At 50.7% G+C, this 12,143-nt stretch carries 10 protein-coding genes and 3 pseudogenes; 10 read left to right on the top strand and 3 right to left on the bottom strand.

All coding sequences use genetic code 11. The features are described 5' to 3' along the window. Positions 1-107, bottom strand: a pseudogene (locus ETR37_RS06065) (IS982 family transposase); the annotation flags it as partial. A gap of 122 nt (positions 108-229) precedes the next feature. Here ETR37_RS06065 and ETR37_RS20080 point away from each other — a divergent pair. The 3 genes and pseudogenes from ETR37_RS20080 to ETR37_RS06045 form a co-directional block, all read left to right on the top strand. Further along, positions 230-1,103, top strand: a pseudogene (locus ETR37_RS20080) (restriction endonuclease); the annotation flags it as partial. Between the two features lie 138 nt (positions 1,104-1,241). After that, the gene (locus tag ETR37_RS06050) at positions 1,242-2,396 is read left to right on the top strand and encodes an ImmA/IrrE family metallo-endopeptidase (protein WP_081212921.1); all 1,155 of its coding nucleotides are present in this window, start codon (positions 1,242-1,244) and stop codon (positions 2,394-2,396) included. Beyond that, a complete protein-coding gene (locus ETR37_RS06045) occupies positions 2,393-2,896 on the top strand; it encodes a DUF4411 family protein (RefSeq protein WP_020756559.1) in 504 nt (167 codons plus the stop codon). The genes ETR37_RS06050 and ETR37_RS06045 overlap by 4 nt, the downstream gene beginning before the upstream one ends. A 241-nt stretch (positions 2,897-3,137) precedes the next feature. Here ETR37_RS06045 and ETR37_RS06035 read toward each other — a convergent pair. Together ETR37_RS06035 and ETR37_RS06030 are read right to left on the bottom strand one after the other, a co-directional pair. Then, positions 3,138-3,832, bottom strand: a pseudogene (locus tag ETR37_RS06035) (IS110 family transposase); the annotation flags it as partial. A gap of 428 nt (positions 3,833-4,260) precedes the next feature. Further along, the gene (locus tag ETR37_RS06030) at positions 4,261-5,235 is read right to left on the bottom strand and encodes an ABC transporter substrate-binding protein (RefSeq protein ID WP_013523560.1); all 975 of its coding nucleotides are present in this window, start codon (positions 5,233-5,235) and stop codon (positions 4,261-4,263) included. A 199-nt stretch (positions 5,236-5,434) separates the two neighbouring features. Between ETR37_RS06030 and ETR37_RS06025 the strand changes: the two genes are divergently transcribed. The 7 genes from ETR37_RS06025 to ETR37_RS05995 all read left to right on the top strand — a co-directional run bounded on the left by ETR37_RS06025 (position 5,435) and on the right by ETR37_RS05995 (position 12,049). Further along, complete coding sequence (locus tag ETR37_RS06025; RefSeq protein ID WP_060788299.1) at positions 5,435-6,436, top strand: FecCD family ABC transporter permease; 1,002 nt, start codon at positions 5,435-5,437, stop codon at positions 6,434-6,436. Then, positions 6,433-7,485, top strand: coding sequence for a FecCD family ABC transporter permease (locus tag ETR37_RS06020; RefSeq protein WP_020756817.1), 1,053 nt, complete (start codon positions 6,433-6,435; stop codon positions 7,483-7,485). The genes ETR37_RS06025 and ETR37_RS06020 overlap by 4 nt, the downstream gene beginning before the upstream one ends. Before the next feature lie 12 nt (positions 7,486-7,497). Then, a complete protein-coding gene (locus ETR37_RS06015; RefSeq protein ID WP_129447040.1) occupies positions 7,498-8,310 on the top strand; it encodes an ABC transporter ATP-binding protein in 813 nt (270 codons plus the stop codon). Then, positions 8,310-9,047 carry an IucA/IucC family C-terminal-domain containing protein gene (locus tag ETR37_RS06010; protein WP_060788297.1) on the top strand — a complete coding sequence of 246 codons (738 nt, stop codon included), beginning with the start codon at positions 8,310-8,312 and terminating at the stop codon, positions 9,045-9,047. Before ETR37_RS06015 ends, ETR37_RS06010 begins: the two co-directional genes overlap by 1 nt. A 132-nt stretch (positions 9,048-9,179) precedes the next feature. Then, entirely contained in the window at positions 9,180-11,159 is a 1,980-nt protein-coding gene (locus ETR37_RS06005; protein ID WP_129447039.1) for a putative bifunctional diguanylate cyclase/phosphodiesterase, read from the top strand. A gap of 77 nt (positions 11,160-11,236) precedes the next feature. Then, positions 11,237-11,539, top strand: coding sequence for a DUF5634 family protein (locus ETR37_RS06000; RefSeq protein WP_033005359.1), 303 nt, complete (start codon positions 11,237-11,239; stop codon positions 11,537-11,539). 48 nt (positions 11,540-11,587) lie between these two features. Continuing rightward, positions 11,588-12,049, top strand: a complete 462-nt coding sequence (locus ETR37_RS05995; RefSeq protein ID WP_020754740.1) for a GNAT family N-acetyltransferase — start codon at positions 11,588-11,590, stop codon at positions 12,047-12,049. Positions 12,050-12,143 lie beyond the last annotated feature (94 nt).

Below are 12,143 nucleotides of genomic sequence, written 5' to 3'. Positions count from 1 at the left end.
TACATTTGAATCAACGACAGTTGGGCAGAAACAAAACAGAAAATGGCGGAATATTGCTTTTGCAGTTTGGCTTGATCTTCTGTAGTAAAATGAAAGTGCTCTTGCATGGGGTGGGGGATCTCTCCTTTCGAATGATGGGTCGCACTTTCATTCTACTGGAGATCCGCCAGCAAGGGCTATTTTTATGCTTGTCTGAGTTTTATCTAGCACCACGGGTTAAATATGTCGGGTATTCAATCAGGAAGAATTCAGACAGTTATGGGACAAAATCAAATATAAAACGGTCTATTCCGTCGATTTTGATAGCGAACAATTGATTCAAAAGTGCGTCGAAAGCATTCAAACGATGCCGCGCATTGAGAAAATTCGCATTTTAAGCCGCAAGGGAAAAGTGGAAATTGACCGCGTGACAGGGGTGCAGGCGCAACGGTAAGCGAAAGTGTCGAAGATTACGTCAGCTTGCACCATACACTTCCAGACGTCATTACCGAACTACAAAACCGCACGAATTTAACGCGGAAGACGATTGTCCGCATCTTAACCCGCTGCAAGCGGCTTGAGGATTTCAAAAACAATCCGCAAAAATTTATCGAAGAAGTGACAAAGATCATCCAGCGTGAAATGAAGCAGCTGTTAAAAGACGGGGGGAAATATTATAAAATCGGCAACGATGCGTATTATGCCGTCGAATTGTTCCAAAACGAGGAATTGCTTGCCTATTTAAACGACAATGCGATTCCGAGCGAAAAATCGCCGTTTGACCATGTCGTCTATGATTCGGATGTGGAAGAGCGTTTTGTCAAACGCTTTGAAAACGATGAAAAATAAAAGTATATGTGAAGATGCCAAGCTGGTTTAAAATTGACACGCCAATTGGCTCCTACAACCCTGACTGGGCACTTGTCATTGAGAAAGACGGAGAAGAAAAGCTGTACTTCGTCCTAGAAACGAAAGGACAGGAATGGGAAGGAGATTTGCGTCCGGGCGAATCGGCAAAAATCGAGTTTGCCCGCAAGCACTTTGAAGCAATCGGCACGGATATTGAATTTGTCGGTCCGGAGAATGATGTGGAGGCGTTTATGCTGCGGGCGGTTAGCCGTTAGTGATACATTTACAGGAGGCTGTCCCAAAAGGTGGTACAATGACCTTTTGAGGCCAGCTTTTTTTATTGAATGCTCTCTCCTCTCTTTTTTCTTTCCAGCATTTGTGGCATACTATAGTCAAAGAGGAGGGGCAATACAATGGTTAAGGTTGAGGTTAAACCCAATGTCCTACAATGGGTGATCAAACGCATGGATAATTTTGATCGGCTGAAGGATCAGTTTCCTAATATTGATAAATGGATCAATCAAGAGAGCCAGCCGACGCTTAAGCAGTTAGAAAAGCTTGCAAAAATGACAGCTGTACCTCTTGGTTATTTTTTTCTCCCTAATCCACCAGAGGAGAAGTTGAGAATTCCTCATTATCGCACGGTGAGAGATGAAGGAGCTGTTCGCCCGAGTCCAAATCTTTTGGAAACGGTTCAAACGATGGAAAGACGGCAACAGTGGATGCGAGATTATTTAATTCAGCTAGGCAATCCGCCTTTAAATTATGTGGGGCGTGCGAACTTGTTAATGGATCCAAAACTCGTTGCACAAGATATGCGAAGGACGTTAAATTTGGAAGATGGATGGGCATCAAAACAATCAACTTGGCAGGAAGCTTTACGCAATCTTATTAGAAAAACTGAAGATATCGGCATTATTGTAGTCATTAATGGAGTAGTTGGCAATAATACACATCGAAAACTGGATGTTGCGGAATTTCGTGGTTTTGTCCTTATTGATGACTATGCCCCTTTAATATTCATAAATGGAAGAGACGGAAAAGCCGCGCAAATGTTTACATTGGCCCACGAACTTGCTCATATTTGGTACGGGGAGAGTGCCGCATTCGATTTGAAAAATCTTCAGCCTGCTGATGCTGAAATTGAAAACGCATGCAACAAAGTAGCCGCTGAGTTTCTTGTTCCTGAAGATGAGTTAATTATTATATGGAAACAGGTTGGTCAATCGGAAGATCGTTTTGAACAGGCGGCTCGCTATTTTAAGGTTAGTGAAATTGTGGCGGCACGTAGAGCTCTAGACTTAAACCTTGTGACAAAAGAGGAGTTTTTTTTATTTTATGAAGATTATATGAAACGGCTTCGACAACAAACGGAACAAACGAAAACAAGCGGAGGCAATTTTTACGCAACTCAAACGATGCGTATCGGCCGTCATTTTGCGGAAGCAGTCATAAGCGCGGCAAAGGAAGGAACGATCCTTTATCGTGAAGCCTATCAATTGACGGGGCTTTCTGGTGACACTTTTGCTAAGTTTGCCGAATATGTCGATACGGGGAGATATATATGAGTTCTAGCCATAAATTTGTAATGGATACGAGCATTTTTATTGAAGCCTATAAAAGGTATTATTCTTTTGATATCGCTCCTTCCTTTTGGGATGCCCTGCTTCAACATGCCGAAAACGGCAACATCATAAGCATTGACCGTGTTAAACAGGAAATTAATAGCTTTCATAAAAATGATGAATTAAGTGAGTGGGCCAACCATTATTTTGCCCGATGGTTCGAGTCAACCGATAAAATTGAAGTTCTTAGAACATATCAGGAAATTATTACTTGGGCTGTTCAGCAGGAGCAATATTTTGAGGCGGCAAAAAGAGAGTTTGCTAGTGCAGCAGATAGTTGGTTAATAGCGTTTGCAAAGACATACAATTTTATTGTAGTAACACATGAACAATTTCATCCTAATTCTAAAAGCAGAATTTTTATTCCTAATGTTTGCCATGCATTCAATGTGCCCTATGTCGATACATTTGACATGTTGCGCCGGTTAAGTATAAAGTTTTGAGCCTATGTCTGTCATTCTCTGGAGTACTAGTCTTTTAACATTTGCGGTGAACGGCCTATTGAATTGAAAGAAGAATTGGGTAAAAGAATATGAGTGATTGGTGTAAATTAGCACATTATTTTAGAATCCTTTTTCAAATTACAAAATAAACACACCTTGGCGACATAGATGGAGCATGGCAGCGACGTCTTTTCCAAGATATCCTTCCATGACCAAGCGAACAGCCATGACGCGTTGGCGCAGGGCAACATTTTGTCGTGCGCGTGCTCTTTCGCTTTCCGGCGCTTTCATGGTTGCCGGGGGACAATCCGGTCCATGAGGCCGCCCGTTCCGGCGTTTCAAAGACGCTCATGTCGGTTCCCATNNTCCAACTCGTCCTTGTCCACGTATCCCTTCTCAAGCAGCCGGGCAAGGATGTCTTTTCCAGAAACGCCGAAGAGATCGGAGAGGACCGAGCCGATTTTGACATTGGAAGACTCGAGCACTTTTTGAATCCGGTTTTTCTCCGAAGTCAGCTGTCCGACCCACTTTTTGCGGAGGCGGGTAAAAATCCCGCAATTCGCGAATATCCGCTGGGGGGACGAAACTTTTTTCAACGAGTTCATGGCGGAGCAGCTTAGCGATCCACTCGGCGTCAGAGACATCGATTTTTCTTCCCGGGACATTTTTGATCCGTTGCGGATTGGCCAGTGTCAAGTCGACATAGCCCTCGAGGAAGGCGAAGACCGGTTTCCAATACACGCCGGTGGATTCCATGGCGACACGGGTGACGCCATGTTCTTCGAGCCACTCCAGCAGGTCGCCAAGTCCCTTCGAGAACGTGGAGAAGGTTTGAATGTCCTTTTGAATGTGTCCATCTTCTTCCCATAGTGCGCAGGCGACGATGGTTTCGGCATGAACATCCAATCCTGCGCAGCGAGGATAGATGACATCCATGATGAAAATCCTCCTTTTCGATGATCGAGTGCGCAAACAGCGAATCCACGGGAGACATGCGGCAGTTTTCCGTTCGTCGTTACCTTTCCTCCGCATCGGGAAAGGGCGGACAATGGGTGGTGCACCCAGTGGATTCGAACGCTTTTCTGTACAGGGTCCAAGCCACCATTAAGTATAACGTCCTATTGAGCTGTTTGCGCCTACTCTTCATTATGGGAAGAAAAAGGGGATTTTCATGCCCGGGTGGAGGGCAAAACGTTGCTCATGGATCTTTTCCGTCTTAAGGCAAATTGTGATCATTCCGTCATAGTAAACTCCCAACTTTATGTCTTTGCCGGGCAGAGGAGTAATGAGTGCATGGTACATGGAAAAAGATGGCTGTGCGGAAGGCGGATACGCACCCCTCCATACAGCCCTTGCTGAAAGCTTCACTGTTTTTGCAAGAAATATTTCTCAATATCATCCAACATCAAATGAGCCGCGAGCACACCGCCAGCCGTGTTCCAAATCGTGTCGCTCACTTTGTACACCTTGCCTTGTTTCGCGACGTTTAAGTTTTGAAAGAGCGGGTCGTTGATCCATTCTTTTTCAAGTTCGCTCGCTTTGCCGTCCCCTGTCTCATATGTAAAGTAGAACAGGATGTCGCCATCCATTGCTGGAATGCGTTCTTTCGTCACGCCGGTTTCCGCAAAGTCGTTTACGTTTTGCGATTCCGGGCGGGCGAAGCCAAGTTGATCCAAAATGACGCCGGAGAACGAGTCTTTATGGTAAATGCGCACGTCGCCGGCCATAAAGCGGACGATCGATACTTTCATCTTCAGCTTGTCGCCGAGTTTTGCTTTTAAGTCTTCAATGCGTTTGTCATATTCAGCAATGATTTGTTTCCCTTTTTCCTCTTGGTTCACAGCTTTCGCATACAGCATAAAGTTGTCTTTCCAGTTGCCGCGCAGCGTTTCTGAGAACACGGTCGGGGCGATTTGGTTCAACTGTTCATAAATTTTTTCATGGCGCAGTTTGTTGCCGATAATCAAATCTGGTTTCAAGGCGGCGATCGCTTCCACGTTCGGCTCTGACTCCAAACCGAGCTCTTTGACGCCTTCCATTTTATCTTTAATATGGTCGTACCACGGATCGCCCGTCCACGATTTGACGGCGCCGACTGGTTTCACGCCTAGCGCGAGCAGCGCTTCCGTTCCTTCGTTCGTTAAAATGACGACTCGTTTTGGCGTTCCTTTGATTTCGGCCGTGCCCATGGCGTGTTCGACCGTGTAGCTCACTTCCGCTTTCGCCCCATTGTTTTCCGCTGGTTTGGCTGTTTTTTCTTCCTGCTTTCCGCCGCAGCCGGCAAGAAGCAGGAGGGAAAGGATGAAGGCGGAAAGAAGGGTGAGATGCCTTGATTTCATTAGCTAATCCCCCTTTGAATTTGATAATGAATTTCATTTACGTTGATATAATAAATAAAATTGAGAATCATTGTCAACTATAAATGAAAAAATGATAAAAAAATCATAAGAAAATGCGAAAAAACATTGACGATGAGAGTCATTATCAAATAGACTTGACGATAGAGATATAGAGAATGAAGCAAGGGAGATCTCAGAGATGCTGTCGACAAACCGTCAAAAAATGGTTGGCCTCATCGGTTTGCTGATTGTGCTGCTTGCCGCCATGTGGATGAGCATCGTTTGTGGATATACCGACACGAGTTGGCGGCAGGCGATGGCGGCTCTTATCGACAATAACGGATCGAACGCCCATTTAGTCGTGGCGACGGTTCGGCTGCCGCGAGCGTTGATTGCGGCAGTCGTTGGCGCAAGCCTAGCGATGGCTGGGGCGCTCATGCAAGCGCTGACGCGAAACCCGCTCGCTTCGCCAGGCATTTTCGGCATTAACGCCGGGGCCGGTTTTTTCATTGTTGTGATGGTCACCTTTTTTTCCATTTCTTCATTGCAAATGTTGTCATGGATCGCGTTTATTGGGGCGGCGGCCGCGGCGGCGATCGTGTTTGTGATCAGCGCCGCAGGGAAAGACGGGCTGACACCGCTGAAGATGACGCTTGCCGGCACGGCGGTCGCGGCTTTATTTGCCTCGCTGACGCAAGGAATGCTGGCGATGAATGAAAAAGCGCTTGAAGAAGTGCTCTTTTGGCTGGCCGGGTCGGTCGCTGGCCGGAAGCTCGAGTTGTTGACGGCCGTTTTTCCGTATTTGGCGGCCGCCTGGGCTGGGGCCATGCTGCTGGCGCGCCATGTCAACATCTTAATGATGGGAGACGATGTAGCGAAAGGACTCGGACAGCGAACGAATTTGATCAAGGCTGCCGCCGTTCTGTTAGTCGTGCTGCTGGCTGGCGGATCGGTCGCCGTCGCCGGTCCGATCGGCTTTATCGGTATCATGGTGCCGCATATGGCGCGGGCGTTGGCCGGCGTCGACCACCGCTGGCTGCTCCCGTATTGCGCCTTGCTCGGCGGGATTTTGCTTCTTATGGCCGATATTGGGGCGCGCTACGTTCTGATGCCGCGCGAAGTGCCGGTCGGCATCGTCACCGCCTTGCTCGGCGTTCCATTTTTCATCTACATTGCCCGCAGGGGGATCGCCGCAAAATGAAAAAATACATCACGGTCCGAATGGGAAAACACATCTCGTTTTTCTATGACAAAAAAGCTGTTGCGGTGCTCGCCGCGCTCATAGCAGCGGCCGTCTTCCTTTTCGTTATCAGCATTGGCAGCGGCGAAATGCGCATGTCCCCGCTTGAGGCCGCTGCCGCGCTGTTCGGATACGGAGAGGAAATTCATCAGACGGTGATTGTGACGTTCCGCCTGCCGCGCGTATTGGTTGCCTGGATGGCGGGGATGGCGCTGGCTGTCGCCGGCGCGGTTTTGCAAGGAATGGTGCGCAATCCGCTCGCTTCACCGGATGTGCTCGGCATCACCGGCGGAGCGGTGGCCGCGGTTGTTGGCTTTTTGGCGCTGTTTAGCGATGAAAACAACTCTCTCACCGTCAGCATCCACTGGCTGCCGCTTGCCGCCTTTCTCGGCGCTACGGCCGCTGCTTGGCTCGTATATATGCTGGCGTGGAAAAACGGCCTCGCCCCGCTTCGGCTCGTGCTTGTCGGCATCGGCGTTTCTGCGCTCATGCAGGCGTTGACGACACTGTTGATGATCACAGGACCCATCTATCGGGCGAGCCAGGCAAACGTGTGGATTACGGGCAGTGTGTATGGTGCTTCTTGGCAACACGTTTCGCTCATGGCGCCATGGGTCATCGGACTGCTCCTTGTGGCGATGTTGGCCGCGCGGCATGTCAATGTGCAGGAGCTGGGCGATGAGCTGGCGATTGGGCTTGGCGGGGCGGTCGAACGGCAACGGCTAGGACTTGTTTTGCTTAGCACCGCGCTCACCGGCGGCGCGGTCGCTTTCGCCGGCGGCATCGGCTTTGTCGGGCTGATGGCGCCGCATATGGCGCGCCGCCTTGTCGGTTCGGCGTTTGGCGCGCTTCTTCCGACCGCTGCGCTGTTAGGCGGTGTGTTCGTCATGGGGGCGGATTTGGCTGGGCGGCTGCTTTTGGCGCCGACGGAAATTCCGGCCGGAGTGTTTACCGCGGCGATTGGAGCACCGTATTTCATTTATTTATTGTACCGAAGTCGGAAATTATAAGGAGGGATGCGCATGCATGGGTTGCAGGCGAAAGAGTTGACGCTATCCTATGGCGAGGCGATCGTGATTGACCGTTTAGACTTGACGATTCCGAAAGGAAAAATCACGGTGTTCATCGGCGCGAACGGCTGCGGCAAGTCGACGTTGCTGCGCGCCTTGGCCCGGCTGCTAAAACCAACAAGCGGCGCTGTGCTGCTGGATGGAAAAGAAATCGCCAAACAGCCGACAAAAGAAATCGCCCGCCGGCTCGCCATTTTGCCGCAGTCACCTGTCGCTCCGGAAGGACTGACCGTTTTGCAACTTGTGAAGCAAGGGCGCTACCCGTATCAAACGTGGTTCAAGCAATGGAGTGACGAAGATGAGCGCGCCGTTGCGCGCTCCTTGGCGGCCACAGGGCTGAAAGAGCTTGCCGAGCGGCCGGTTGATTCGCTGTCCGGTGGCCAGCGCCAACGCGCATGGATTGCCATGACGCTGGCGCAAGAAACAGACATCATCTTGCTTGACGAGCCGACGACGTATTTGGATCTCGCGCATCAAATTGACATTTTAGATTTATTGTTTGAGCTGAATGAAAAAGAACGGCGGACGATCGTCATGGTGCTTCACGATTTAAATTTGGCGTGCCGCTATGCGCATCATCTCGTCGCCATTCGCAACAAAACGGTGTACGCCGAAGGGAAGCCGGAGGATGTCATTTCCCGCCAGCTCGTGAAAGATGTGTTCCAAATGGATTGCCAAATCACGTATGATCCGCTCTTTGGCACTCCGCTTTGCATTCCGTACGGCAAAGGGCGGCGCATCCTACAGAAAGAAGGCGTATCGTGATGAGGTTAAGTGAAGAAGAAGTGAAAGCGTTGGAAACGTACCGTTTTTCGAGCGAAGCTGCTGATGTCTCGTCATCGATGTTGTTGGCCTGGCTGCTGAATGATGACGGGCAGCTCGCGAAGTATGTGGCGCACGTCCACGCCGAGATGGGGGCGGCAAACGACGCGGTTGCCGCTTCGATGCTCGTCAAGCGCCTAAGCTTTTTGGCGCCGATGGCCTTATACGCCATGTCGGTGTGGAACAAGCGGCTTGTGCTCGATCCTGAGCGAATTTGGCTTGATACGGACGGCGAAGGGGAAATGTGGATGCCGCGCTTTCGCCTTGCGTCGCCGGAAGCGGAGATGTGCGGCATTGAGCGCAGCCGCTGGCGCGAGCAAGCCGTTCGCGACGTGTTCGCCGGCTTGTTCGCTCCGCTCATCGCTCGGTTGCGGCGTCTGACGCGCGTATCGCCGCTCGTCTTATGGGAAAATGTCGCGATTTACGTGTATTGGGTATATGAACGTTGGCTTGAGGATGAGTCGCTTGCCCCGGTCGCCGACCGGCTGCGCGATGATTTTTATTTCCTTGTTTATGACGCAGACGGCCGCCTGTTTGGCCAAAAAGACAATCCGCTCCGTCGCTTTTGGAAAGGCGCGAGCGGCATGCAGCGGACGACGTGCTGCCTGTACGTGAAAACAAATGGGGGAACGTGCTGTCAAACGTGTCCCATTCGCGCCCGCCAACGGCAAACCGGGTGACCGGAAGGCCGCCGGCGGGCAGTTCCATATTTTTGACAAAATGTTTGCGAAATTTGTTGATTTTTGTCGTGATTTTCGTGAAAATGGAAGTGTGGACATCGCTTATTTTGGTGAAACGGCGAGGTAGCTTGCATGGACAAATATACGGCCTTTTTTCATCACTTCACAGAAGCAGTGGTCATCTTGAATTTGCAAGGCGTGATCATTTACAACAATCCGGCTTTTGCCGGCTTGGCGCTGAGTGAAGAAGAACAGAGGACGCTGTCCGTCGAAGGACGGGCGTTGGTTGAACGGGTGAAACAGCGCCCGGCTGCCTTTCGCTGGGAGTTGCTTGACGGCTTATTGGTTGCGGGCGTGTCGCCGATCATCGGTGAAAACGGACAGACGGCCGCCGTCTTATGCGTTCTTCGCCGCCAAGCGGAGGAGCGCGGCCTGCAAGCGCGGCTTGCCGAAGCGGAACGGCGTCTGCAGCTGATTGTTGAGCATTCGAACGATTACGTGTTGATTTTTTCTCCTAATCGTGAATTGTCATACATTCCGCCGTCATGGAAGCGAAAAACAAACAAGCGTCTTCCAGTGTCATACGAAGAGGTGCTGACATTTGTCCACCCTGATGACGCCCCGGTCGTGGCACAAAAATTGGCTGAGCTGTACGATACATACGAGACGCAATCCGCCGAATTTCGCAAGCAAGGCGAGAAAGGCGAATGGGTTTGGATGGAGGCGCAAGGGAAGGCGATCATCGATGAAGCGGGGACGCTCGATTGCGTCATTGTGACCGTGAAAAACATCAGCGAGCGGAAGCGGTACGAAGAAAAGCTGCGCCAACTTGCCTATTTCGATTCGCTCACGGGCATCGCCAACCGCAGCTATTTCGAGCGGCATATTCATGAGCTGATCGCGAGTCAGACGCCGTTTGCTCTTTGTTATTTGGATTTTGACAAATTCAAATGGATCAACGATCATTTTTCCCATCAAGCCGGCGATTACTTTTTGCGCGAGGCGGTCAAGCGCGTCGAGCGGGCGTTGCGTCCCGGCGACTTTTTTGCCCGCATCGGCGGTGATGAGTTTGTTCTCTTGTTGCCGAACATCACGAAAACGGAGATGACCGCCTTGGCGGAGCGGCTTGTCAGTTCGTTTCACGAGCCGTTTTATTACGAAAAACAGCTCATCCAATCGACCTTATCGATCGGCATCGCTTTTTTCCCGAAAGACAGCGATCGGATCGAGCAAGTGATGAAATACGCTGATCAAGCGCTGTACGAAGTGAAAGAGCGGGGGCGGAACGGCTATGCCTTTTACCGCCCGACCGAGCATCGGCAGGCGGTGATTGAGCAAGATTTGCCGTTTGCTATTATGCGCGGGCAGTTGTATTTATGCTATCAGCCGAAAGTGCAGCTCGCGAAAGGAAAGGCGATGGGGGTTGAGGCGCTGTTGCGCTGGCGCCACCCGGCGCTTGGCGACATTCCGCCGCTCGATTTCATTCCGTTGGCGGAGGAAAGCGGGTTTATTTTTGAAATTACATTATGGGTGTTGGAACTGGCGTGCCGCCAAGTGAAAGAATGGGAAAGAAAATTTCCCGGACTGAAGTTAGCGGTTAATTTATCGCCGTTTTTGCTCAACCGCCCCGAACTTGTCGAGCATGTGAAGCGCATTTTGCGCGAGACGGGGCTTGCGCCTAACCGGCTCATTTTGGAAGTGACGGAGAGTGGATTGATGGAAAACATTGAGACCGGCAGGCACATTTTAACCGAACTGCAGCGACTTGGCGTACAGGCGGCGATCGATGACTTTGGAACCGGTTTTTCATCATTGGCTTACATCCGCAATTTGCCGGTGTCGCTGTTGAAAATCGACCGCAGTTTTATTCAAGGCATTGCGGAAAACTCGAAAGATGCCACGATTGTCGATACGATCATTCATTTAGCCAAAAGTTTGGATATTGAAGTGTTGGCGGAGGGAGTCGAGACGGAGTCACAAGTGGCGCTTCTTTCGCAAATGCATTGCGACTATGCGCAAGGATTTTATTTCAGCCGTTCGCTTGAAGCGGAAAAGCTGCAACAATGGCTGGAAGAACACAACCGCAACGCTTGCGGCGAACCGCCGGCGTAGCCGATCTTTTCCGTTCATTCTTTTCCTCGTTTTGCCGCACACTAACATTGAGCATGGGCAAAGAGGAGGAAACGAAGATGGAATTTGCGCCAAGAAGCGTTGTGATCGAGGAGTTCATCGACACGCTCGAGCCGATGATGGAAGCCTATGGACTCGACCAAGTCGGCATTTTTGAAGAGCATGGTGAAGGCAATCGCTATTATGTCGGCTATACGATCAACAAAGACGATGAGATGATCACCATTCACATGCCGTTTGTAAAAAACGAACGCGGTGAACTGGCGCTTGAGAAGCAGGAATGGACCGTTCGAAAAGACGGTCGGGAGAAAAAAGGCTTTCATTCGCTGCAAGAGGCGATAGAAGAAGTGATTCATTCATGACAAGCGGCCGGGCTCGGCCGCTTTTTCGCCATCGAAAGGGAGAGGAGCATGATTGCGGAACTTCACATAACAGACGACGAAACGGCTGCTGCGGTGCTGCACCTACAACGGCGCGCGTATACGATCGAGGCGCAGCTCATCGGCAGCAAGGCGCTCCCGCCGCTTCGCGATACGATCGCTTCTCTGCAACGATGCGGCGAGCGCTTTTTCGGCTATTGTCAAGGCGGGCGGCTCGTTGGGGCGATCGCCTATGAGCGAAGCGGCCCGACGCTTCACCTTTGCCGGCTGATGGTCGATCCAGATTGTTTCCGCCAAGGGATCGCCAGTGCGTTGCTTGCCTTTGTCATCAAGCAAGAGCCATCGGCATGCGAAATGGTTGTAACGACCGGCAGCGGCAACACGCCGGCCATTCGTTTTTACAAACGTCATGGGTTTCAAGTGATTGAGGAGAGGGAGACGCCGGAAGGAATCAGACTGACAAAGCTTGTGAAAAGGAATATCAAAAGCTGAACATTACTTGTGTCGAGGCGCTAGGTCCGGCGGCCGCGTTGCCAACGGCATTCAAGCGGCAGTGGAAACGGACAATAGCGAATCGGCTGCACTT

Origin of the sequence: Geobacillus sp. PK12 (assembly GCF_004123125.1) — a bacterium.
Classification (GTDB): Bacteria; Bacillota; Bacilli; order Bacillales; family Anoxybacillaceae; genus Geobacillus; species Geobacillus zalihae.
This window is presented reverse-complemented; position numbering and strand designations above follow the sequence as displayed.

Bases quoted from the DNA above. Each gene is read 5' to 3' on its own strand.
- ETR37_RS05995 (WP_020754740.1), top strand. From the start codon at position 11,588: ATGATTGCGGAACTTCACATAACAGACGACGAAACGGCTGCTGCGGTG.
- ETR37_RS06050 (WP_081212921.1), top strand. From the start codon at position 1,242: ATGGTTAAGGTTGAGGTTAAACCCAATGTCCTACAATGGGTGATCAAA.
- ETR37_RS06025 (WP_060788299.1), top strand. From the start codon at position 5,435: ATGCTGTCGACAAACCGTCAAAAAATGGTTGGCCTCATCGGTTTGCTG.
- ETR37_RS06010 (WP_060788297.1), top strand. From the start codon at position 8,310: ATGAGGTTAAGTGAAGAAGAAGTGAAAGCGTTGGAAACGTACCGTTTT.
- ETR37_RS06045 (WP_020756559.1), top strand. From the start codon at position 2,393: ATGAGTTCTAGCCATAAATTTGTAATGGATACGAGCATTTTTATTGAA.
- ETR37_RS06000 (WP_033005359.1), top strand. From the start codon at position 11,237: ATGGAATTTGCGCCAAGAAGCGTTGTGATCGAGGAGTTCATCGACACG.
- ETR37_RS06005 (WP_129447039.1), top strand. From the start codon at position 9,180: ATGGACAAATATACGGCCTTTTTTCATCACTTCACAGAAGCAGTGGTC.
- ETR37_RS06020 (WP_020756817.1), top strand. From the start codon at position 6,433: ATGAAAAAATACATCACGGTCCGAATGGGAAAACACATCTCGTTTTTC.
- ETR37_RS06015 (WP_129447040.1), top strand. From the start codon at position 7,498: ATGCATGGGTTGCAGGCGAAAGAGTTGACGCTATCCTATGGCGAGGCG.
- ETR37_RS06030 (WP_013523560.1), bottom strand. From the start codon at position 5,235: ATGAAATCAAGGCATCTCACCCTTCTTTCCGCCTTCATCCTTTCCCTC.